The 21,640-nt window shown below is 31.5% G+C and carries 25 protein-coding genes; 7 read left to right on the top strand and 18 right to left on the bottom strand.

The features are described from left to right. Window positions 1-28: 28 nt before the first annotated feature. The 13 genes from KA468_RS01010 to KA468_RS00950 all read right to left on the bottom strand — a co-directional run bounded on the left by KA468_RS01010 (window position 29) and on the right by KA468_RS00950 (window position 8,294). Window positions 29-250: a hypothetical protein gene (locus KA468_RS01010; RefSeq protein ID WP_291241093.1), complete on the bottom strand. Its 222-nt coding sequence runs from the start codon at window positions 248-250 to the stop codon at window positions 29-31. Between the two features lie 11 nt (window positions 251-261). Further along, window positions 262-1,242: a signal recognition particle-docking protein FtsY gene (ftsY, locus tag KA468_RS01005; protein WP_291241092.1), complete on the bottom strand. Its 981-nt coding sequence runs from the start codon at window positions 1,240-1,242 to the stop codon at window positions 262-264. A gap of 107 nt (window positions 1,243-1,349) precedes the next feature. Then, window positions 1,350-1,502 carry a DUF4295 domain-containing protein gene (locus tag KA468_RS01000; protein WP_291241091.1) on the bottom strand — a complete coding sequence of 51 codons (153 nt, stop codon included), beginning with the start codon at window positions 1,500-1,502 and terminating at the stop codon, window positions 1,350-1,352. Between the two features lie 41 nt (window positions 1,503-1,543). After that, window positions 1,544-1,726: a 50S ribosomal protein L33 gene (gene rpmG, locus KA468_RS00995; protein WP_091308983.1), complete on the bottom strand. Its 183-nt coding sequence runs from the start codon at window positions 1,724-1,726 to the stop codon at window positions 1,544-1,546. Between the two features lie 20 nt (window positions 1,727-1,746). Further along, window positions 1,747-1,989, bottom strand: a complete 243-nt coding sequence (gene rpmB / locus KA468_RS00990) for a 50S ribosomal protein L28 (protein WP_291241090.1) — start codon at window positions 1,987-1,989, stop codon at window positions 1,747-1,749. Window positions 1,990-2,068: 79 nt separating this feature from the next. Continuing rightward, the gene (locus KA468_RS00985) at window positions 2,069-3,316 is read right to left on the bottom strand and encodes a CinA family nicotinamide mononucleotide deamidase-related protein (protein ID WP_291241089.1); all 1,248 of its coding nucleotides are present in this window, start codon (window positions 3,314-3,316) and stop codon (window positions 2,069-2,071) included. Between the two features lie 71 nt (window positions 3,317-3,387). Continuing rightward, the gene (locus KA468_RS00980) at window positions 3,388-3,732 is read right to left on the bottom strand and encodes a histidine kinase (RefSeq protein ID WP_291241088.1); all 345 of its coding nucleotides are present in this window, start codon (window positions 3,730-3,732) and stop codon (window positions 3,388-3,390) included. Further along, window positions 3,732-4,343, bottom strand: a complete 612-nt coding sequence (locus KA468_RS00975; protein WP_291241087.1) for a fumarylacetoacetate hydrolase family protein — start codon at window positions 4,341-4,343, stop codon at window positions 3,732-3,734. The genes KA468_RS00980 and KA468_RS00975 overlap by 1 nt, the downstream gene beginning before the upstream one ends. Window positions 4,344-4,442: 99 nt before the next feature. Then, window positions 4,443-5,213, bottom strand: a complete 771-nt coding sequence (locus tag KA468_RS00970; protein ID WP_291241086.1) for a 3'-5' exonuclease — start codon at window positions 5,211-5,213, stop codon at window positions 4,443-4,445. 80 nt (window positions 5,214-5,293) lie between these two features. Further along, complete coding sequence (locus KA468_RS00965) at window positions 5,294-6,592, bottom strand: dihydrolipoamide acetyltransferase family protein (protein WP_291241085.1); 1,299 nt, start codon at window positions 6,590-6,592, stop codon at window positions 5,294-5,296. 84 nt (window positions 6,593-6,676) lie between these two features. Beyond that, the gene (locus tag KA468_RS00960) at window positions 6,677-7,792 is read right to left on the bottom strand and encodes a glycosyltransferase family 2 protein (protein WP_291241084.1); all 1,116 of its coding nucleotides are present in this window, start codon (window positions 7,790-7,792) and stop codon (window positions 6,677-6,679) included. Then, the gene (locus KA468_RS00955) at window positions 7,792-8,094 is read right to left on the bottom strand and encodes a type II toxin-antitoxin system RelE/ParE family toxin (protein WP_291241083.1); all 303 of its coding nucleotides are present in this window, start codon (window positions 8,092-8,094) and stop codon (window positions 7,792-7,794) included. The genes KA468_RS00960 and KA468_RS00955 overlap by 1 nt, the downstream gene beginning before the upstream one ends. Further along, window positions 8,091-8,294 carry a hypothetical protein gene (locus tag KA468_RS00950; protein WP_291241082.1) on the bottom strand — a complete coding sequence of 68 codons (204 nt, stop codon included), beginning with the start codon at window positions 8,292-8,294 and terminating at the stop codon, window positions 8,091-8,093. The genes KA468_RS00955 and KA468_RS00950 overlap by 4 nt, the downstream gene beginning before the upstream one ends. Window positions 8,295-8,404: 110 nt before the next feature. Between KA468_RS00950 and KA468_RS00945 the strand changes: the two genes are divergently transcribed. From KA468_RS00945 to KA468_RS00935, 3 genes are all read left to right on the top strand, one after another. Further along, on the top strand, window positions 8,405-10,267 hold the full coding sequence (locus tag KA468_RS00945) for an ABC-F family ATP-binding cassette domain-containing protein (protein ID WP_291241081.1): 1,863 nt from the start codon (window positions 8,405-8,407) through the stop codon (window positions 10,265-10,267). Window positions 10,268-10,355: 88 nt separating this feature from the next. Next, on the top strand, window positions 10,356-10,916 hold the full coding sequence (locus KA468_RS00940) for a class I SAM-dependent methyltransferase (protein ID WP_291241080.1): 561 nt from the start codon (window positions 10,356-10,358) through the stop codon (window positions 10,914-10,916). A gap of 162 nt (window positions 10,917-11,078) precedes the next feature. Next, the gene (locus KA468_RS00935) at window positions 11,079-11,783 is read left to right on the top strand and encodes an ABC transporter ATP-binding protein (RefSeq protein WP_291241079.1); all 705 of its coding nucleotides are present in this window, start codon (window positions 11,079-11,081) and stop codon (window positions 11,781-11,783) included. Between the two features lie 7 nt (window positions 11,784-11,790). Here the strand turns inward: KA468_RS00935 and dapF are convergent, their stop codons facing one another. Further along, the gene (gene dapF / locus KA468_RS00930) at window positions 11,791-12,570 is read right to left on the bottom strand and encodes a diaminopimelate epimerase (RefSeq protein WP_291241078.1); all 780 of its coding nucleotides are present in this window, start codon (window positions 12,568-12,570) and stop codon (window positions 11,791-11,793) included. Window positions 12,571-12,814: 244 nt separating this feature from the next. On the opposite strand from dapF, the gene KA468_RS00925 reads away from it, so the two are divergent. The 3 genes from KA468_RS00925 to KA468_RS00915 all read left to right on the top strand — a co-directional run bounded on the left by KA468_RS00925 (window position 12,815) and on the right by KA468_RS00915 (window position 16,456). Beyond that, window positions 12,815-14,200, top strand: coding sequence for a trypsin-like peptidase domain-containing protein (locus KA468_RS00925; RefSeq protein ID WP_291241129.1), 1,386 nt, complete (start codon window positions 12,815-12,817; stop codon window positions 14,198-14,200). A gap of 168 nt (window positions 14,201-14,368) precedes the next feature. Beyond that, the gene (locus KA468_RS00920; protein WP_291241077.1) at window positions 14,369-15,817 is read left to right on the top strand and encodes a glyceraldehyde-3-phosphate dehydrogenase; all 1,449 of its coding nucleotides are present in this window, start codon (window positions 14,369-14,371) and stop codon (window positions 15,815-15,817) included. A gap of 234 nt (window positions 15,818-16,051) precedes the next feature. After that, window positions 16,052-16,456, top strand: coding sequence for a hypothetical protein (locus KA468_RS00915; protein ID WP_291241076.1), 405 nt, complete (start codon window positions 16,052-16,054; stop codon window positions 16,454-16,456). A 49-nt stretch (window positions 16,457-16,505) separates the two neighbouring features. Here KA468_RS00915 and KA468_RS00910 read toward each other — a convergent pair whose 3' ends face one another. The 4 genes from KA468_RS00910 to KA468_RS00895 form a co-directional block, all read right to left on the bottom strand. After that, window positions 16,506-17,945, bottom strand: a complete 1,440-nt coding sequence (locus KA468_RS00910) for an amino acid permease (protein ID WP_291241075.1) — start codon at window positions 17,943-17,945, stop codon at window positions 16,506-16,508. Between the two features lie 100 nt (window positions 17,946-18,045). Beyond that, entirely contained in the window at window positions 18,046-19,086 is a 1,041-nt protein-coding gene (gene mltG / locus KA468_RS00905) for an endolytic transglycosylase MltG (RefSeq protein WP_291241074.1), read from the bottom strand. Window positions 19,087-19,092: 6 nt separating this feature from the next. Continuing rightward, the gene (locus KA468_RS00900; RefSeq protein ID WP_291241073.1) at window positions 19,093-19,617 is read right to left on the bottom strand and encodes a GNAT family protein; all 525 of its coding nucleotides are present in this window, start codon (window positions 19,615-19,617) and stop codon (window positions 19,093-19,095) included. 58 nt (window positions 19,618-19,675) lie between these two features. Further along, entirely contained in the window at window positions 19,676-21,238 is a 1,563-nt protein-coding gene (locus tag KA468_RS00895) for an NAD(P)/FAD-dependent oxidoreductase (RefSeq protein ID WP_291241072.1), read from the bottom strand. Window positions 21,239-21,333: 95 nt separating this feature from the next. Here KA468_RS00895 and KA468_RS00890 point away from each other — a divergent pair, with 95 nt between their 5' ends. Continuing rightward, on the top strand, window positions 21,334-21,570 hold the full coding sequence (locus KA468_RS00890) for a hypothetical protein (protein ID WP_291241071.1): 237 nt from the start codon (window positions 21,334-21,336) through the stop codon (window positions 21,568-21,570). Window positions 21,571-21,640: the final 70 nt, after the last annotated feature.

Here is a 21,640-nt window from a genome sequence, read left to right as displayed (position 1 = left end):
AGAAGTTATTCTGATTAAAATAAAAATTTTAAAACTTATTCTTTCCCGTTGGCTTTTTTGTTTTACCATTAATCACTTTAATAGCTACATACATAAACAATACAAAAGAAAGTAGTCGTAATGACATAAAAATACTTTCACTTTGCATAAACCCTAAAAACTTTAAATCAAAAGGAAATGCTAAAACAGCAGAAATTAAAGCTATAAATAACAATTTTGAATTGGTTATATTTTTAAAAAAATTAATCATAATGTAAAAAATTAATTAAAGAAAGAATCCACAAACTCAGTTTTATTGAAGACTTGTAAATCTTCAATACCTTCACCTACTCCAATATATTTAACTGGAATTTGAAATTGATCTGAAATACCGATAACTACACCACCTTTTGCAGTACCATCTAATTTGGTTACTGCTAAACAAGACACTTCAGTGGCTGCAGTAAATTGTTTGGCTTGTTCAAAAGCATTTTGCCCTGTTGAACCGTCAAGAACCAACATAACATCGTTTGGTGTATTTGGAACTACTTTTTGCATTACATTTTTTACTTTGGTCAATTCATTCATTAAACCCACTTTATTATGTAAACGCCCAGCAGTATCAATAATAACAATATCCGCATTTTGTGCTACGGCAGATTGTAACGTATCAAAAGCAACAGAAGCAGGATCAGAACCCATTTGCTGTCTTATCATTGGTACATCTACTCTATCCGCCCAAATTTGCAATTGATCGATAGCAGCAGCTCTAAATGTATCTGCAGCACCCAAAACAACCTTAAATCCTGCTTTTTTAAATTGATGAGCTAATTTACCAATAGTAGTTGTTTTTCCTACTCCATTAACACCAACAACCATAATTACATAAGGTTTAACATCTTTTGGAATGGTGAATTCGGATTCGTTTCCAGAATTGGTCTCAGATAACAACGAACCAATTTCTTCTCTTAATATAATATTTAACTCATCTGTACCTAAATATTTATCTTGAGAAACTCTTTTTTCAATACGCTGAATAATCTTTAAAGTGGTATTTACACCCACATCTGAAGAAATAAGTACTTCTTCTAAATTATCTAAAACCTCATCATCTACTTTAGATTTTCCTGCAACAGCTTTGGTTAGTTTAGAAAAGAAAGAAGTTTTTGTTTTCTCTAATCCTTTGTCTAATTGCTGCTTTTCCTGTTCTGTAATTACAGGTTCACTTTTGTTAGATGAAAATATTTTTTTAAAAAAACTCATTGAATTTGGTAAATAATGATATGATTTTCATTATTGTTGGAACAAAAATAAAATAAAAAAAGCTACTTTCAAATGAAAATAGCTTTTTTAATATCTTTAATTACAGATTATTTCTTTTTTAAGAACTCATCTACTTCTTCAGGAGTCATTACTGATTCCACAAATGTATAAGCACCAGTTTTAGGAGACTTAACCATTTTGATTGCTTTAGTTAATCTTTTAGAAGATGTTTGTAAAGTTGCTACGGTTTTCTTTGCCATGACTTAGTATGTTTTATTTGAAACTTAAATTAAGCTTCTAATTATTTAATTTCTTTGTGAACAGTTACTCTTTTCAAGATAGGATTGAATTTTTTGATTTCCATTCTATCTGGTGTGTTTTTTTTGTTTTTAGTCGTGATATAACGAGAAGTTCCTGGTTGACCAGATTCTTTGTGCTCAGTACACTCTAAAATTACTTGGATTCTATTACCTTTCTTTGCCATTTTGATATATTTTTAAATGATTAAACAGATTTTACAAATCCATTTGCTTTAGCTTTTTTCAAAACTGCGGCAATACCATTTTTGTTAATTGTTTTTAATACTGCTGTAGATATTTTTAGGCTCACCCATCTATCTTCTTCTGCAATGTAAAAACGTTTTTTCACTAAGTTCACAGAGAATTTTCTCTTAGTTTTATTCATCGCGTGAGAAACGTTGTTTCCAACCATTGCTCTTTTTCCTGTTAGTTCACAAACTCTTGACATTATTCTAAACTTTTATATCGTTATTCTAAATAAGGGTGCAAAGAAAAGAATTTTTACTTTACTATGCAACTATTTTTAATTAGTTTTTTGAAATTTCTTTATACAACCATTCAAATGTTTTGTTAACCGCCCTATCTATTACCTTTTCGCGTGGTTGTCCAAAATTAAATTCTTCAACTAAAACTTCATTTGGTGTTGCTATTGCAATAAATACGGTTCCTATTTCTGCAGCACTATTTCCTTTTGTTGGGCCCGCATTTCCTGTTGTAGCAATAGCATAATCTGTATTAAAAATAGACCTGCAATTAATAGCCATTTCTTGAGCTACTTCTTTACTAACTACAGAAAACTTTTGAATGGTTTCTGGATTCACTTTTAGTACGTCAATTTTAATTTGATTAGAATACGCTACTACGCCACCCTTAAAATAAGCTGAGGCCCCAGAAATAGCTGAAATAAGTTGAGCAATTTTTCCACCGGTACAACTTTCTGCTGTGGACAAACTAACTTGCTTTTGAGTTAATAATCGTGCTAAAACTACTTCAATTGTTTCGTCTTCATCATACCCAACAATAATATCGCCTATTAGTGGCTCTAATTTATCAATTTCCTTTAAAATAGATTCTTTTAAGAGGGTTTCATTAGTACCCCGAGCCGTTAATCGTAATCTAACTTTTCCTGGACTTGGTAAATACGCTAATTTGATAAAACTTGGCAAATTAGTTTCCCAATCTTCAATTTGTTCTGCAATTAAACTCTCTCCTCGTCCATAAGTCATAAGTGTTTTATGAACAATATATGGTCTTTCAAACGCATTAACTAAATACGGAATTACTTCGTTATCTATTAAATACTTCATTTCATAAGGTACACCAGGTAATGAAATAAATACCGTATTTTGATGTTCCATTAGCATTCCAGGAGCCGTACCCATAGCATTAAAAAGGACTTTAGCTTTAGAAGGCACTAAGGCTTGATCAATATTTAATTGCGTGATAGGTTTTTTATATATGCCCTCAATAATACTTTTTACTTGAGCCAAAACAGCATCGTTTTGCACTAAAACGTCGTCAAAATACTCGCAAAATGTTTTTTTAGTAATGTCGTCTTTTGTTGGACCTAAACCTCCGGTAATTAATACAACGTCATATTTGTTTTGAACTTCGTGCAACGTTTTTAATATATGGTTTTTATCGTCAGAAATAGAAAGCATTTCATAAGTAGCAATTCCGATTTTATCTAATGCTTTTGCAATGTAAGACGAATTTGTATCTATAATTTGACCTATCAATATTTCATCTCCTATTGTAATAATTACTGCTTTCATCTTTAAAATATTTTTGTAAAAATAAGAAAACCACGCTTAAGGCGTGGCTAAACATATATTAAAAGTAACCCTTATAACTTAAAATCTTTTTTTATTTCATCGGCAGCAGCAACTATTCTTGCTTTAAGCGTTCTAAACACTTCTTTAATTTCTTTTCGCTTGCCTTCTTCTTGAGTCCAATCCATAATGAACAACACATCTTCGTATGCCATATCCATTCCTAATAAATCTAATGTTGGTTTGATTTTGTGTGCAGAAGCATAGGTTTTCGCATAATCTTTTAGTTCAATTGCATTTTTCATTTCCTGAATTTCGAAAGGCACTTCATCTAAAAACAAAGTAGCAATTTGAAGTGCAAATTCGTTATCATTTTCAGAAATTTCATATACTTTTGATAAATTATACTGTAAAGCCATTATTTTACTTGTATTTTAAACATTTGCTTGCCTTCTAAAAAACCTTCTAACACATCATTTTCTTTCACAGCGGCAACTCCTTTTGGAGTTCCTGTAAAAATGATATCGCCTTTTTTTAAAGTAAAAAACTGCGAAACATAAGAAACAATTTCATCAATATTCCACAACATCATTGAAGTAGTTCCTTGCTGAACGATTTCATTATTTTTTCTTAATTCAAAGTTAATATTTTCTAAAGAAGGAAAATGTATTTTCGGTAAAAAGTCACCAATAATCGCTGAATGGTCAAATGCCTTCGCTTTTTCCCAAGGCAAACCTTTTTCTTTTAATATAGTTTGCACATCACGAGCAGTAAAATCGATTCCTAAACCAATTTCATCGTAATATTTATGAGCAAATTTTGGACTAATATATTTTCCTACTTTACAAATTTTTACCAAAACTTCCACTTCGTGATGCACATCATTACTAAACTCTGGAATTACAAATGGTGTTTTTTTAGGCAAAATAGCCGTGTCTGGCTTCATAAAAATAACCGGCTCAGATGGGCGTTCGTTTTGTAATTCTGAAATATGATCAGCATAATTTCTTCCGATGCAAATGATTTTCATATGTATAATTTATCTCTGTTTTTAGTTTGCTTCGAGAGCCTCAGCTAACTCGTAACTTAGAAAACTTGAGCCAAATGGTGACTGAGGCTCTCGAAGTCACTATTTTGTATTTAATTTTCTTAATTTCAAACCTGTTAACACTTTTTTAGTATAAAGCGGAAAATCGGCGTTTTGAATCCAACCGAAATACCCTGGATCTTTATCAAATACTTCGTCTACTAAAACATTTTTATATTTTCCAAAGCTAAACATTTCTTGACCTTTATCATTCATCACAATCATACCTGCAAAATCTACAGATTTTTTACGAGTAGTAAATTCTGATAATGCTTTCATATCATTTTGTAAATCAGGATATCTATCCAATTGTCCCAATAAAATTTCATAAGTCGCCATAGTATCTGCTTCGGCTGTATGAGCATTTTCTAATGTTTTCCCACAATAAAATTTTAATGCTGCAGACAAAGTGCGTTCTTCTTTTTTATGAAAAATAGTTTGAACATCTACTGAAACACGATTTTTCATATCAAAATCAACTCCTGCACGAAGCATTTCCTCTGCTAATAAAGGAATATCAAATCTATCAGAATTATATCCTGCTAAATCTGAATCTTTTATCATAGCATAAATTTGTGAAGACAATTCGGAAAAAGTGGGTTCGCTTGCTACTTTTTCGTTTGTAATGCCGTGTACTGCTGTAGTCTGAGGCGGAATTGGAATTGTTGGATTCACTAACCAAGTTTTACTTTCTTTATTTCCGTTTGGAAACACCTTGAATATTGATATTTCAACGATTCTATCTTTTCCAACATCTATTCCAGTAGTTTCTAAATCAAAGAAACAGATTGGTCTTGTAAGTTTAAGTTCCATTTTTATATTTTAAAGTACAAAGTTAAAAAAACCCAATAGTAAATGAACTATTGGGTGAATTATTATTTATTTATTTTTTCTTAAAAATCTCTATTTACATCAAATGCTTCTAAATATTCTGCTACGCGTTTTACGAAACTTCCACCTAAAGCACCATCTACAACTCTATGATCATATGAGTGAGATAAAAACATTTTCTGACGTATTCCGATGAAGTCACCTTCTGGAGTTTCAATAACTGCTGGTACTTTTCTTATAGCTCCTAAAGCTAAAATACCAACTTGTGGTTGATTGATAATTGGTGTTCCAAAAACGGACCCAAAAGTTCCTACATTTGTTACTGTATAAGTTCCGCCTTGTGTGTCGTCTGGTTTTAATTTTCCTGCTTTCGCACGACCACCTAAATCATTTACTGCTTTTGCCATACCAACCAAATTTAACTGGTCTGCATTTTTAATTACAGGAACAATTAAGTTTCCATTTGGTAAAGCTGCTGCCATTCCTAAATTGATATTTTTACGTTTAATAATAAAATCGCCATCAACAGAAATATTCATTCCTGGAAAATCTTTTAAGGCTTTTGCCACTGCTTCCATCATAATAGGTGTAAATGTTAGTTTTTCACCTTCACGTTTTTCAAAAGCTGTTTTTACCTTATCTCTCCATTTTACAATATTAGTAACATCCACTTCAATAAACGACTGCACGTGTGCTGAAGTTTGAACCGAAGCTACCATATAACCCGAAATTAACTTTCGCATTCTGTCCATTTCCACAATTTCGTCGCCACCATTTACTGAAACGGGTGCAGGATTTTGGGTTTTAGGTTGTTGGGTTGAAGTTGCAGGCGCAACAACATTTGAACTTGTAACTTGCGACTTGCGAGTTTCTATATATTTTAAAATATCTTCTTTGTTTACACGGCCATCTTTACCTGAACCAGTAATAGATTCTAATTCAGTTAACGAAATGCCTTCTGTTTTTGCCATATTTTTTACTAATGGCGAAAAGAATTTATCTGAACCTGAAAAATCTGCAGGAGCACTTGCTTTAATAGCAACCTCAACCGTTTTAGCAACTTCTGCAACAGCAACTGGAACTTCCGACTTTACTTCAGGAGTTGCAGCAATAGCTCCGCCTTCTGTTTCAATAATCGCTATGGTTTGCCCTACTTGAACAACATCATCAACTTGAAACAAAATTTCAACTAAAGTACCAGAAACTTCAGAAGGCACTTCACTATCTACTTTGTCTGTAGCAATTTCTAAAACCGCTTCATCCATATCGATATGTTCACCTACTTTTTTTAACCAATTTGTAATGGTTGCTTCTGCTACACTCTCTCCCATTTTTGGAAGTTTCAATTCAAATCTTGCCATATTATTATTGTAATGTTGAGTTCTTTAATTATTACTGCAAAATTAATAAATATTTTGATGTTTTATCACGAAAAAATCAAAAAATCAAAAAATTAGCACTTCGCCTCTATCAGTTGAATTATTACTACCAATTAAGTAATTTGATTGCGAAATATAGTTCTTAAAAGTTATATTTTTCGATTTATGTTTTTCCATAAAACAAATTATTTCTGCAAAAGAAAACGAATTGGTGTCAAAAACAATTTCAATATTGCTATTTTTATTAACTTTAAATTGTTCAAAATCAGTTAAATATTCAATTGGTCTATTTAAATTTAATTGAATTTTATTTTTTGAAAATACAATGAATTTATCAATTTCATTGTTTAATTTTCGTGCTTGTTTTTGTTTAAAAATCGCAAATAAAAAGCTCCCAATTTGTATAAAATTATCAAAGAAAAAGGACTTTTTAAAATGCTTTTTATAAAAAAACTGCATCGCATCTCGGAAACGTTCTAAATATTTTTCGTCTCTAACCGTACTTTCTCCTTTATAATGAATTACTGATGTTTCGTGAAAATAAAAATTATCCTTTCCTAACTTCTGAATCATATAGCTCAAATCAATATCATCTGAATACATAAAGCAATTTTCATCAAATCCACCTACTTTTATGTACAAATCGCGTTTCATCACCATAAAAGCACCGACTAAAACATCCACTTTTCCTGATTGATTTTCAGATAAATGTTGCGCATAATATTTTCCAAAAAAATTAGAGATTTTATATAAACCAAAAATCTTAGTAATTGCCACATAAGGTGTTGGAAGTCCGCGCTTACTTTCTGGAAGAAAATTTCCGGTACCATCTATTAATTTACAGCCAATTATTCCAGCTGACGGCTGACAGCTTTTAGCTAACAGCTTTTTAAAAGTATCTTCAGCAACAACCGTATCTGGATTTAAAATACAAATATATTCGCCTTTTGCCTGTTCAACAGCTATATTGTTCCCTTTTGGAAATCCTAAATTTTCTTTATTTTCAATAAGCGTAATTTGTGGAAATAGTTGGTTCATCATCAGACAACTATCATCCAAAGAATTATTATCTACCACAATAATTTCAGCATCCATGTTTTCCAGCGCTTTTTGAACACTACGCACACATTGCTCTAAAAAATAGCGTACATTATAATTAAGGATGATTACGGATAGTTGCATTATAATAGCTTGATTAAATCGTCAGGGTTTTTTAAATTATTCCAAAACACAATAATCTCAATTACACACTTCTCCATATTAACTCTGTAATAAATAGTTGTTTGTTTAGAAATTACCAACGAATAAACATTTTCATATTTAAAATTGCCCATAACTGGATTAATCGTAAGTCTATTTAATTTACTTTCTACTAAATCTGTAAATTTATTAACCTCTTTAAGATTCCATTTAGAGAAAATAAATTCAATTTCTTCGTGATATGAATTTTTCGCAGTTGAAGCCCATATAGTTTTATAAATCATTTTAAAAAAGGATACTTTTCTTTAGTCATTCTCATCACTTCTTCATTGGTAAAAGTTTTTCCTTCTTCAATTTCTTTCAAACCTTTCTCTATCAATTGAATCAAAACGGGATGCAATTCTTCGGAAGTTACTTCATTAGTTGGAGTTACTTCATAAGCTTCAGTTGGTTCTTCTATTCTATTTTTCTTTTTGGAAGTCATAAAATGCATTTTCACAAAGTTAAGAAATAATATTAAAACTTTAATTTCAATAACCTATTTTTGCAAAACAATTGGCGTTTTGCCACATTGTATAATTGACAAATGAACAAATGAATTACCTTTCAGTAGAAAACATATCAAAATCTTACGGAGAACGTGTCCTTTTTAAAGACATTTCTTTCGGAATTAATAAAGACCAAAAAATAGCTTTTATCGCCAAAAATGGTTCGGGTAAAACCACTATTATGAACATTATTAATGGTTTTGATGAACCTGATACAGGACAAGTAGTGATAAGAAAAGGAATTAAAATGGCATTTTTGAGTCAGAATTTTAATTTACAAGACGAATTAACGATTGAAGAAAGCATTTTTGCATCGGATAATGAGGTTTTACAGGTAATTAGAAACTACGAAAGCGCCTTAGAAAATCCGGAAGACGAAGAAAAGTATCAGAAAGCGTTTGACGATATGGATCGTTATAATGCTTGGGATTTTGAAACACAATACAAACAAATTTTGTCAAAACTAAAACTTGACGATTTAAAACTAAAAGTAAAGAAACTATCTGGAGGGCAAAAAAAGCGTTTGTCGTTAGCGATAATCTTAATTAATAGACCCGATTTATTAATCTTAGATGAACCAACCAATCACTTGGATTTAGAGATGATTGAATGGCTTGAAGATTATTTTGCCAAAGAAAATATTACGTTATTTATGGTAACGCACGACCGTTTCTTTTTAGAACGAGTTTGTAACGAAATTATTGAATTAGATAACGGAAAACTGTATCAATACAAAGGAAATTACTCGTATTATTTAGAGAAAAAAGAAGAACGTCAAATTTCTGAAAACTCCAGTATAGATAAAGCGCAAAACCTTTTTATTAAGGAATTGGCTTGGATGCGTCGTCAACCAAAAGCAAGAACTACCAAATCGAAATCGCGTCAAGATGATTTTTATGTGATTAAAGAAAAAGCGGAAAGTCGTCGTAAAGAAAATGTGGTAGAGCTTGAAATTAATATGGAGCGAATGGGAAGCAAAATTATCGAAATGGTAAAATTGAATAAAAATTTCCCTGACAGAACCATTTTAAAAGATTTTACCTACGCGTTTCAACGTGGTGAACGTATTGGAATTATTGGTAAAAACGGAACAGGAAAATCGACTTTCTTGAACATTTTAACCAAAACTATGGAACCCGATTCTGGGAAAGTAATTATTGGCGATACAATTAAAATTGGGTATTACACACAAAGTGGAATCAACCCAAAACCCGGACAAAAAGTAATAGATATTATTAAAGAATACGGAGAATACATTCCGCTTACGAAAGGGAAAATTATTTCGGCTTCGCAATTGTTAGAACGTTTTTTGTTTGATGCAAAAAAACAATATGATTTTGTAGAAAAATTGAGTGGTGGCGAACTAAAACGTTTGTATTTATGTACCGTTTTAATTCAGAATCCAAATTTCTTAATTTTAGATGAACCAACGAACGATTTAGATATTGTAACGCTAAATGTGTTAGAAAGTTTCTTATTAGATTTCCCTGGCTGTTTGTTAGTGGTAAGTCACGATAGGTATTTTATGGATAAAATTGTGGATCATTTATTTGTATTTAGAGGTCAAGGTGAAATTGAAGATTTTCCTGGAAATTACTCTGATTTTAGAAGTTATGAAGATTCCGTAGAGCCAAAAGTTTTAAATAGCGTAAGCACTGACAAAGGAAGTTGGAAACAAAATCAACCAGCCAAAGCAGGATTAAACTTCAACGAGCAAAAGGAATTTAATAAAATTGAAAAAGAAATTAAAGATTTAGAATATCAAAAAAAGAAAATTGAACAAGAATTTGCTGACGGAAAAGTAGCTGATGATAAAATTGAAACGAAAGCAAATGAATTACAAAAAATCATTCAAACTTTAGAAGAAAAAGAAGCGCGTTGGTTTGAATTGTCTTCTAAAATTGAATAAATTTAAACACAGATTTCACAGATTATCACGAATTTAATCTGTGGGAATTTAATCTGTGGGAATTTGTGATAATCTGTGTTATTTTTTTATGCTACATATTTTTAAATCATATATAAAATTCCTTTGGAACTCCAAAAATGAACACGGTGTGCACTCGCCTTTTGTTTTTGATTTGGTTACGAAATGTTTTTATGATAAAACAAAATTTCCAGAATATTCGCTTTTAAACAATAATTCAAAAAAGATTCGATTACTTTTTAGAATTATTAGATATTTCAAACCCAAAACCATTTTAGAAATTGGAAATCCAACTGAATTAGATACTAATATATTTTCTTCAGAAATAATCTCATTTGAAGAGTTTCAAAAAAACAAACTTTCAATCAATGACAAGACTTTCGACTTTATTTACTTCAACCAAAACGAATCTCAAAAAACTACGTTAGCGTATTTCGAATTGTTATTATCTACCATTACGAATGATGCTGTTTGGATTATTAATGACATTCATACATCAACAGAAAATGAAAATACTTGGGAAATAATCAAAAAACATCCTAAAGTAAAAGTTACGATTGATACCTTCCAATTCGGAATGGTATTTTTTAGAGCTGAACAAGAAAAAGAACATTTTGTGATAAGAGTATAATTGATGGGAACACAGATTTCACAGAATATACGGATTTTCTAAAATTTGATAATTGTAATTGATTTTGTAATTGATTTTTGAATTTAATTGTAACAAAATCTTCTATTTAGCTACTTATTACTTGTAGTAATTATTGTAATCTAAAAACTGCACCTGAAAACTATGAAAACTCCAATAATAGACATTAAAGGCATTACACGTGATTTCCAATTAGGAAGTGAAACGGTAAACGTGTTAAAAGGAATCGATTTACTTATTAACAAAGGTGAATATGTGGCACTTATGGGGCCGTCTGGTTCTGGAAAATCAACTTTAATGAATATTTTAGGTTGTTTAGACACGCCAACTTCTGGAAGTTATATTTTAAATGGAAAGCAAGTAAGCGAAATGCACGATGATGAATTGGCTGAAATTAGAAATAAAGAAATTGGTTTCGTTTTTCAAACCTTCAACTTAATGCCACGTACAACTGCGTTGGATAATGTAGCCTTACCTATGGTGTATGCTGGTTTTTCAAAAGAGGAAAGAAACAAACGTGCTACTGAAGTTTTAACACAAGTAGGTTTAGCAGACCGAATGGATCATAAACCAAATCAATTATCAGGAGGTCAGCGTCAGCGTGTGGCTGTTGGTAGAGCTTTGGTTAACAAACCTTCAATCATTTTAGCGGATGAACCCACGGGAAATTTAGACAGTAAAACTTCCGTAGAAATTATGAAATTATTTGGTGAAATTCACGCTAATGGCAATACGGTAATTTTAGTTACACATGAGGAAGATATTGCCGCTCACGCACACAGAATTATTCGCTTACGTGATGGAATTATTGAAAATGACATTCAGAATAAAGAGATTGTTGCTTATTAGAAGTAAGCTACACTTCTAAGCTACCAGCAAAAACTAATTCTGCTGGACCTGTTAAAAATACATTTTTATACACATCATTTTCTACATCAAAACTAATTATTAGCTTTCCACCTAATACGTTAATGTTGATACGTTTCGCATCTGTTTTATGAGTAGCGCGCATTGCAATTGCCACGCCAGTCGCACCAGTTCCACAAGATAACGTTTCATCTTCCACACCTCGTTCATAAGTACGGACTGAAAAAGTGTCAGTATTTTCTTGTTCCACAAAGTTTATATTACAGCCCGAAGCATCATACAAATCAGAATATCGTAACTTTTTACCTGTGTTTTTTACATCAAAATCTTTTAAATCTGAAACTAATTGCACGTGATGAGGCGAACCTGTATATACAAAATCGTGTGTATTAAAATGCTTTACTTCTGATACATCAATCATTTGAAGTGCAATTAAATTGTTTTCAAATTTTGCAAAATGATAGCCGTCCGATGCTTCAAAATGAGCTTCGTTTTCGATGATACCTAATTGTTTTGCAAACGCCACTAAACATCGTCCTCCATTACCACACATAGTACTGGTGCTACCATCGGAATTATAATACACCATAGTAAAATCGTATTTTTTATGATTTTCTAATAAAATTAAACCATCGCCACCTATGCCAAAACGTCGGTCGCATAAAAATTCAATTAATTTGGTATTATTTTTGGGAAATGAATTGGTACGATTATCAATCATAACAAAATCGTTTCCTGTTCCTTGGTATTTGTAAAATTGTATTTGCATAGCACAAATATATTTATTTTTTTGCACAATATTGCATTAGGGAGTGCAGCGGCATCCTTTTTTATATGTTGACTGAGGTTCCCGAAGGCAACATATAAAAAAGATATAGCGGAAAGCCCGACCTGAAAGGAAATGCCCAAATACTAAAAAGTTGTTAAACATTGTTAATCGTTAGTTAAACGAGTTTGGATTTTTAAAAAACGTATTTATATTTACAGAGTAAAAAAATTAAAAAATGAACAAGATGAAAAATTTAGGAAGTCTATTTATTGTATCATTAATGAGTGGTGCCGTTACTTTGGGTGCCTATAAATTCATTGAAAACAGAAAAACTGAAAGTGATTCAATTATTACTACTTCGCCAAACTACAACAAAGCAGTGAGTTTTACTGGTGCAGAAAGTATTGATTTTACAACCGGTGCCGAAAAAGCCATTCATAGTGTGGTACACGTTAAAAATGTTTCTGTAAGGACTTACACCGATCCTTGGGCATCGTTTTTTTATGGCGGGGGTACGCAACAACACGAACAAATAGGTACTGGATCTGGAGTAATTGTATCTGAAGACGGGTATATTGTAACCAACAATCACGTAATACAAGATGCTAACGAACTGGAAGTGACTTTAAATAACAACAAAGCGTACAAAGCAAAATTAATTGGTACGGATAGCAAAATGGACATTGCCTTGCTAAAAATTGACGCTGATGAAAAGTTGCCATTTATTGTATTTGGTAATTCTGATAATATTAAAGTGGGCGAATGGGTTTTAGCGGTTGGTAATCCGTATCAATTGAATTCTACTGTCACTGCGGGGATTATTTCGGCAAAAGCCAGGAATTTAGATAAAGCAAGTATTCAATCGTTTATACAAACTGATGCTGCGGTAAACCCTGGAAATAGTGGAGGTGCTTTAGTGAATACGAATGGAGAATTGATTGGAATTAACACGATGATTTCTTCGCCAACAGGAAGTTATGCAGGATATTCATTTGCCGTTCCATCTAATATTACAAAAAAGATTATTGAAGATTTAATGAAATTTGGTAATGTACAACGCGGTATTTTAGGTGTTGAAGGTGGCGAATTAAATGCAGAAGCTGCCAAAAAATATGGAATCAAACAAACTGAAGGATTTTACGTAAACAAAGTCAATAAAAATTCTGGTGCTGAAAAAGTAGGAATTGAAAAAGGCGATGTAATTTTAAAATTAGATGATACTAAAATTGCTTCATCCGCAGAGATGGCAACAGTTATTAATACAAAAAGACCAAATGACATTGTTAAAGTTACCTTATTAAGAGATGGTAAAAACTTAGCTTTAAATGTACCGTTAACAAAAAAAGAACTAATTGCATACGAATTTAATGGTATTGAATTTGAAGAGTTAGATGCGAACGACAAAAAACGATTTAACTTAAAAAGTGGTATAAAAATTAAACAAGTAACCAATGAAGATTACAAGGAATATGCTGAATATTTAAAAGGTTCTATTGTAACGCAAGTGGATAATATGCGAGCCGTTGATATGGAAAGTGTTTCTGCTTATTTAGCAAAAAAAGAAGTAACCGAAAAAACACATTATCAAATTTTAGCAAAAAACGGACAGATCTATCGTTTCTTTCTATAAATAAAAATTTGAATGTTTATAAATTAGATTCGCAAAGTAATATTTATTTTGCGAATTTTTTTTGCTTTTTTTCTAAAAAATAATACGAAAAAAAAATCGTAAAAAACTTTACGAAAACGATTGAAATCTATACTTTTGCATGAAATTAGTAACACAATCTATATTTTCATGAACAACAACACCATTTACGAAAAAGAAATAGCTTTTCAGGCAGACAGAAGAAAAGCATGTGTAGAATTTGTAAAAATTATAAGCGATTTATGGTTTGACAAATCTATTGAATTGGTATTATTTAGAAATCAATTAATTGACAGAAATGTTTCTGACATTATCAACTTACACGAATATGCAGTTGCTTTTGTTGAAAAACCAATCAATATTTTTGATACTGTAGAAATTGCAAGAGCCATTGAAAATTTAGATTTACCACCATCTCGAATAGATATTGGAAAATTAACCTATGAATATCATTTGGAAGATGACAAATATAATGACGCTAAAGCATTTGTAATTGATAAATTAAAATACGCAAAAGATACTTCTGAAATTGTACCTAAAGATGTTGTTTTATATGGTTTTGGTCGTATTGGTCGTTTATTAGCTCGTGAAATGATGAGCAAAATTGGAAAAGGGCAACAATTACGTTTACGTGCGATTGTAACTCGCGATAAAAATGATGCTGTTTTATTAGAAAAAAGAGCATCATTATTACGATATGATTCGGTTCACGGAGATTTTGAAGGTTCGGTTTCTGCAGATCCAGAAAATAATGCCTTAATTATTAACGGAACAACTGTACATATTATTACAGCTAATTCTCCAGAAGAAATTGATTATACCACATACGGAATTAATGATGCTTTAGTAATTGATAATACTGGCGCTTTTACAACAGAAGAAGCGTTAGCCAGACACTTGACTTCTAAAGGCGCAGATAAAGTGTTATTAACCGCTCCAGGAAAAGGTGTGCCAAATATTGTTTATGGTGTAAATCACGAAGATTACAATCCAGATGAAGTAGCCATTTATTCTGCCGCTTCTTGTACAACAAACGCTATTACACCAATTTTAGCCGTTGTTGAAGAAACGTTGGGTGTTGTAAAAGGACATTTAGAAACCATTCACGCGTATACAAACGACCAAAATTTGGTTGATAATATGCACAAAAAATACCGTCGTGGAAGAGCTGCGGGTTTAAATATGGTAATTACAGAAACCGGCGCAGGAAGTGCCGTAGCTAAAGCATTACCAAGTTTAGCAGGAAAACTAACATCGAATGCAATTCGTGTTCCGGTACCAAATGGTTCTTTAGTAGTTTTAAATTTAGAGGTTGGAAGAGCTACTTCCGTAGAAGAATTAAACAATATTATGAAAACCTATGCTTTAGAAGGTAACTTAGTAGAGCAAATTAAATATTCGGTAAGCAACGAATTGGTTTCTTCAGATATTGTTGGAACGGCTCAACCTTCTATTTATGACAGTAATGCGACAATAGTTTCTGGAGATGGAAAAAATATTGTACTATATATATGGTACGATAACGAATATGGATATAGTCACCAAGTAATACGATTGGCGAAATATATTGCCAAAGTAAGACGCTATATGTATTATTAATGCTTAATTATTTATTATTTAATGCCTTTTCTAGTAGAAAAGGCATTTTTTTTAATATCAAAAAAAGTATATTCACAACAAAAAACACATATATTTAACAATTTAAAAACAATTTAGTTAAAATTAACATATATACATTAAATTGTTGTGATTTTTTTAACTAAAACTAAATTTCATACATCTTTTAGGCGTAATTTTATATTATAATAAAGTAACCACTAAATCTAATGTATTATGAAATGTTTTACAATTAGCATCTTATTACTTTGTAAAGTAATGTTTGCACAAGGAAATTTAGTTGAAACGTATAGCTACGGTCAAAACAGTATTGAAGTAATTTCAACATCTAATGAAGGTACAATTATTGTGAGTACTTTTAATGCTAAAATGAACATTAGGAAAGAAATTGCTGAAAAAATTCTTAATTTATTTATTGAAGATAAATTAAAAAGCAATTTCAACTATACTATTGAAGGAAGCGAAGTAAACGTTACTGGAAATTGTATAATTACCGTAAAAGACACTTTAACTTCAATTGATTTTTATTACGAAAAAGTAGAGTGGAAAAACGGAATTACTGAAATTTATATGGAACCAAAATTAAAATTACCTATTTCAAATGCATTAGCTAGAAATTAATTTTAATTTAAAAAGACCCAACCTATTTTGATAAGTTGGGTCTTTTTAATTATTCTTGTTTCTTTTGTGTGAGATAATAAATTGGTATCCCTAATAGCACTATAAACAAACCTAGTCCTGTGTTTTTAGTATCGTAAATTAATAATATAATACTAATAATTGAAATCAGTATTATATATAAAATAGGCACGAACGGATATCCAAAAGCTTTATAAGGTCTTGGTGTATCTGGTTCTTTTTTGCGAAGAATAAAAATTCCATAAATAGTTAAAACATAAAATAATAAGTTGGCAAAAGTAGCATACGTCAATAAATCGCCATATTTTCCTGACAAACATAATAGCGATGCCCAAATACATTGCATCCAAAGTGCTTTTTCTGGCACTTGATTTTTATTTAATTCTCCAGCGCTTTTAAAAAACAAACCGTCTTTACTCATCGCATAAAATAAGCGTCCGCCAGCTAATATTAAACCCGAATTACAACCAAAAGTAGAAATCATAATTAAACCTGCCATTATAAAAACGCCAGCATTTCCGAATATAACAGAAGCCGCACTCGCTCCTAACCTATCTTCATTCGCATATTTAATACCTTGTCCTAAAAAGTCATCGGCTAATGGATTTCCATTTAATGGTAATAATGAAAAATAAGCTAAATTGGCAAGTAAATAAACAATTGTGACAATTAATGTCCCTAAAAACAAACTCTTTGGGATGTTTTTCTGTGGCTCTTTAATTTCTCCAGCAATAAACGTAATATTGTTCCAAGCGTCAGAAGAAAACAACGAATTAATCATAGTGAAACCCAACATTCCAATAATTGCAAAGCCAGTCAAAACTTCTGTAGTAATTTCGCCATCAACAACAGTTGTTTTTGTAGCCGACCACATATCAGTAAAATTATTGGCTAATGTATCAGATTGTAAACCAACATATAAACCAAATACAATTAAAGCAAATAAAGCAAACAATTTAGCCGCCGTAAAAACAAATTGTAGATTTTTACCGCTTTTTACACCTTGATTATTAATTATTGTTAGCACAACAATACTCAAAATAGCTAACAATTGTTGATATTGAATTTTATAAGTACCAATTTCAAGCAATGTATCACTTAGAATAGGGAAGAAAATAGCGGTATATTTAGCAAAAGCAACTGCGACTGCTGCAATTACTCCAGTTTGAACCACTGTAAAAACAGTCCAACCATATAAAAAAGACATCATTTTGCCATACGCACGCTGAATATAAACATACTGTCCTCCGGCTTTTGGCATCATACCTGCTAATTCGCCATAACTTAATGCTGCGGCAAGCGTTAAAAATCCAGTTAATATCCAAGCTAATAAAATCCAACCTGCACCACCAATATCTCTTGCCATTATTGAGGTTACAATAAATATTCCAGAACCTATCATTGAACCTGCAACTAAACTTGTTGCATTTAACAATCCCAATTCTTTTTTAAATTCAGTTTTATTTTCCATATAAATTATAGTTTTGATAAAGATAAAAAAAGAAAGTAAGGAAAATAAAAAAAGGTGTAAAATTGTACATTCTACACCTTTTTCTAATTTACACTAAAAATTATCTTTTATAATTCTGCTTTTTTACCCAGTCTGCATATTTTGCGGCCACTTTTAAATGCGCATTATAATCTGTTGCAAATTCGTGATATCCAAATTTTTCCACACTGGCACAAAAATATAAGTAGTTGTGTTTTTCTGGATTTAAAACCGCATCAATTGCCGAAACATCTGGCATAAAAATAGGGCCTGGTGGCAAACCCGTGTTTTTATATGTATTGTAAGGCGAATTTACAATTAAATCATTATGCATTACGCGTTTTACTACTAAATTCCAATCATTTGATTTTTGTTTTAAAGCAAAAATTACGGTTGGATCGGCTTGTAATGGCATATTTCTGTTAAGTCGATTTAAATATACACCTGCTACTTTTGGTCTTTCATCTGCTTTTGCAGTTTCTTTGTGAACTATTGAAGCTAAAGTATACACTTGAGCTGGAGTTAAATTTAAGGCTTTGGCTTTCGCTAATCTGCCATCATTCCAAAATCTTTTATATTCTTTTGTAAGTTTCTCTGCAAATTCTTCAGGTGAAATGTTCCAATAAAATTCGTAGCTATTCGGAATAAAAAACGACATTACATTATCTTTATTTAAACCGTTTTCTTGTAGAAAAGTATCATTTGTGAAAATTTCATTCAATTTTGTAATATCTGGTTCAATTTGAGAGGCAATTCTCACAAATAAATCTTGAACTTTTTCTTGATTATTGAAAGCTAATTTCACAGGAGTATTTAATCGTAAGGCACGAACAATACTGAAACTGCTCATTCCTTTTTTAAGTAAAAATTTTCCTGATTTTACATTTGAATCATAATCTCTTTTTGAAGCGACCCAATCAATTTTGGATTGATTTTCAATATAAGGCGCTAATATTTTCTTTACATCTTCGTATTTTGAATCAGTTGGAACATATACAAAAACTTCCTCTTGTTCAAATTTTGTGTTACCTGTAAAGGCTTTATTTATTACATATCCACCACTAATAATTATAAGAGCCGCTCCTATACTTATAATTCTTAAAAATAATTTTTTCGCTTCCAAAATTTTTTATTTTACGTTTATGAATTGAAAAAGCGCTTCATCTACAAAAGCACCTTTTATATTGATCCAGTCTTTTTTAATGCCTATTTTTTGAAACCCAAAATTACTAAAAAGCAACAAACTGGCTTCATTATTTACAGTAATATTTGCAAATAATTGATGTAAATTTAAATATGTGAAAGCATAATTGGAAATCAATTGCAAGGTTTCTTTTCCAATACCTTGATTTCTATAGTTTTCAGAAATTATTATACCAATTCCAGCACGACTATTTTTCGCATCAAAATCAAATAAATCTATGCATCCAACTGTTTCATTGGTTTCTGAAAGCACAATTACCAATCGCAATTGTTTTGCTTCATAAATATCCAAATGTGCGTTTTCTAAATAGTTTTTCAACACCCATTTACTGTAGGGTGTTTGCGTATTGCTCACTTCCCAAATCGATTCGTTGTTTTCTATTTCGTATAGAAAATCTAAATCTTCGGGTTCGAGAGCTCGTAAATGAATATTTTGTCCTTTTAATGTCATAGAGTTTTTTTTTTACCGCAAAGACGCTAAGGTTTTCGCAAGTTTCGCAAAGTTTATTTTAATTACTTAATGCCTCTGCAATTTTCAATGCACATTTTTCGCCATCAATAGCAGCAGAAATAATTCCACCTGCGTAACCCGCGCCTTCTCCGCAAGGATATAATCCTTTAATTTGAACGTGTTCTAATGTAAAGTTATCCCTTGGGATTCGAACTGGTGAGGATGTTCTGCTTTCTGGTGCGTGTAAAATGGCATCATTTGTTAAATAACCTTTCATAGATTTTCCAAATGCAGAAAAACCTTCACGAAGCGTTTGTGTTAAAAACGTCGGAAAAACTTCGCCTAATTCTACAGAGGTTGTTCCCGGAACATAAGATGTTTTTGGGATAGCTGCCGAAACTTTTGTTTGTGTAAAATCAATCATTCTTTGTGCGGGAACTTTTTGTGTTTTTCCAGCCAATTGCCAAGCTTTTTGTTCAATAGCTTTTTGAAATTCCATTCCTGCTAAAGGGCCAAATTTTTCAAAAGGTTTAAAATCTTCTAAACGTAACTCTACTACAATACCCGAATTGGCTGTTGCTTGATCTCTTTTACTTGGGCTCCAACCATTTGTAACTACTTCACCTTCAGCAGTGGCACAAGGCGCAATAACGCCCCCCGGGCACATACAAAACGAGTACATTCCACGTCCATTTACTTGTCTTACAATAGAATAAGGTGAAGGCGGTAAAAACTCGCCACGGAAATCACAAGAATATTGAATTTTATCAATTAACTCTTGCGGATGTTCCGCTCGAACACCTAATGCGAACGGTTTTGCTTCAATGAAAATATCTTTTTTATGAAGCAATTCAAAAATATCACGTGCCGAATGTCCTGTTGCTAAAATGATTTTTTTAGCATAAATCGTTTCTCCGTTTTGCGTTACAATTCCGTCTACTTCATTATTTTTAACTAAAATATCTGTAACTCGTGTTTCAAACAAAACTTGTCCGCCACATTCGATAATTTTCTCTCGAATATCTTGAATAATTTGAGGTAATTTATTGGTTCCGATGTGTGGATGTGCTTCAACTAAAATTTCTTCGGTTGCACCAAAAGCTACTAATAATTGTAAAATTCTATCTACATCACCGCGTTTTTTGGAACGTGTGTATAATTTTCCGTCAGAATACGTTCCTGCTCCGCCTTCTCCAAAACAATAATTAGAATCCGCGTTTACAATTCCATCAACATTTATTGCTTTTAAATCTCTACGTCTGCCTCGAACCTCTTTTCCGCGTTCTAAAACTATTGGTTTTAAACCTAATTCGATTAATTGCAAAGCAGCAAATAATCCAGCAGGACCTGCACCAACAACTATAACTTCTTGTTTATTAGTGACATTAGGATAATTTGGTAATTCTATTTTAGATTCAGTAAACACCTCATCTTTAAAATAAATATTTAGTTTTAAATTAAATTTTATGGCTTTTTGACGCGCATCAATTGAACGTTTAAGTATCACAATTTTTTGTAAATCGGATACAGAAGTATGTACCAATTTAGAAACATATTGATATAACATTTGTTCGTTATTCGCCATTTCTGGAGAAACTTGAATAAGTAGTTCGCGAGGCATTTATTTTAAACTTAAATTATAAGGCAAAAGTACGAATTTTATTAAGGAATAGAAATCTATTTGAAAAGCGCTAAAATGATTTGTAACTTTGCTAAATGAGACAAATAAAACTAATTTGGGATTTTCGTGGACAAGCTGCTGCTAAAACTGCGGAGCATCACGAAATTCATCTGAAAGAATTTTTAGATAAAGAAAATTACATATTAAAAATTACTGGCTTTGAAATATTAAACGAAATGTACGCTATTGCCTATTTAGTTGTAGAAGAAGCCGATATGATTATTTTTAGAGATGCTTTACGACCACATCGAGGTGAAGTTTATTTAGTCTAAAGTCGAAGTTCGAAAGTCGAAAGTAAATCTATAAGTTACTTTATGACTTTCGAACTTCGACTTTTGACTA

The organism is Flavobacterium sp., assembly GCF_017985075.1.
Lineage (GTDB): Bacteria > Bacteroidota > Bacteroidia > Flavobacteriales > Flavobacteriaceae > Flavobacterium.
The sequence above is the reverse complement of the archived record's forward strand: the minus strand, read 5'-3'. Positions and strand labels throughout refer to the sequence as shown.

Bases quoted from the DNA above. Each gene is read 5' to 3' on its own strand.
- KA468_RS00965 (WP_291241085.1), bottom strand. From the start codon at position 6,592: ATGGCAAGATTTGAATTGAAACTTCCAAAAATGGGAGAGAGTGTAGCA.
- KA468_RS00895 (WP_291241072.1), bottom strand. From the start codon at position 21,238: ATGCCTCGCGAACTACTTATTCAAGTTTCTCCAGAAATGGCGAATAAC.
- KA468_RS00975 (WP_291241087.1), bottom strand. From the start codon at position 4,343: ATGAAAATCATTTGCATCGGAAGAAATTATGCTGATCATATTTCAGAA.
- KA468_RS00950 (WP_291241082.1), bottom strand. From the start codon at position 8,294: ATGACTTCCAAAAAGAAAAATAGAATAGAAGAACCAACTGAAGCTTAT.
- KA468_RS01000 (WP_291241091.1), bottom strand. From the start codon at position 1,502: ATGGCAAAGAAAACCGTAGCAACTTTACAAACATCTTCTAAAAGATTA.
- KA468_RS00940 (WP_291241080.1), top strand. From the start codon at position 10,356: ATGCTACATATTTTTAAATCATATATAAAATTCCTTTGGAACTCCAAA.
- KA468_RS00925 (WP_291241129.1), top strand. From the start codon at position 12,815: ATGAAAAATTTAGGAAGTCTATTTATTGTATCATTAATGAGTGGTGCC.
- KA468_RS00900 (WP_291241073.1), bottom strand. From the start codon at position 19,617: ATGACATTAAAAGGACAAAATATTCATTTACGAGCTCTCGAACCCGAA.
- KA468_RS00985 (WP_291241089.1), bottom strand. From the start codon at position 3,316: ATGAAAGCAGTAATTATTACAATAGGAGATGAAATATTGATAGGTCAA.
- KA468_RS00960 (WP_291241084.1), bottom strand. From the start codon at position 7,792: ATGCAACTATCCGTAATCATCCTTAATTATAATGTACGCTATTTTTTA.
- KA468_RS00920 (WP_291241077.1), top strand. From the start codon at position 14,369: ATGAACAACAACACCATTTACGAAAAAGAAATAGCTTTTCAGGCAGAC.
- dapF (WP_291241078.1), bottom strand. From the start codon at position 12,570: ATGCAAATACAATTTTACAAATACCAAGGAACAGGAAACGATTTTGTT.
- KA468_RS00910 (WP_291241075.1), bottom strand. From the start codon at position 17,945: ATGGAAAATAAAACTGAATTTAAAAAAGAATTGGGATTGTTAAATGCA.
- ftsY (WP_291241092.1), bottom strand. From the start codon at position 1,242: ATGAGTTTTTTTAAAAAAATATTTTCATCTAACAAAAGTGAACCTGTA.
- KA468_RS00970 (WP_291241086.1), bottom strand. From the start codon at position 5,213: ATGGAACTTAAACTTACAAGACCAATCTGTTTCTTTGATTTAGAAACT.
- KA468_RS00955 (WP_291241083.1), bottom strand. From the start codon at position 8,094: ATGATTTATAAAACTATATGGGCTTCAACTGCGAAAAATTCATATCAC.
- KA468_RS00945 (WP_291241081.1), top strand. From the start codon at position 8,405: ATGAATTACCTTTCAGTAGAAAACATATCAAAATCTTACGGAGAACGT.
- rpmG (WP_091308983.1), bottom strand. From the start codon at position 1,726: ATGGCAAAGAAAGGTAATAGAATCCAAGTAATTTTAGAGTGTACTGAG.
- KA468_RS00890 (WP_291241071.1), top strand. From the start codon at position 21,334: ATGAGACAAATAAAACTAATTTGGGATTTTCGTGGACAAGCTGCTGCT.
- rpmB (WP_291241090.1), bottom strand. From the start codon at position 1,989: ATGTCAAGAGTTTGTGAACTAACAGGAAAAAGAGCAATGGTTGGAAAC.
- KA468_RS00980 (WP_291241088.1), bottom strand. From the start codon at position 3,732: ATGGCTTTACAGTATAATTTATCAAAAGTATATGAAATTTCTGAAAAT.
- KA468_RS00915 (WP_291241076.1), top strand. From the start codon at position 16,052: ATGAAATGTTTTACAATTAGCATCTTATTACTTTGTAAAGTAATGTTT.
- KA468_RS00935 (WP_291241079.1), top strand. From the start codon at position 11,079: ATGAAAACTCCAATAATAGACATTAAAGGCATTACACGTGATTTCCAA.
- KA468_RS01010 (WP_291241093.1), bottom strand. From the start codon at position 250: ATGATTAATTTTTTTAAAAATATAACCAATTCAAAATTGTTATTTATA.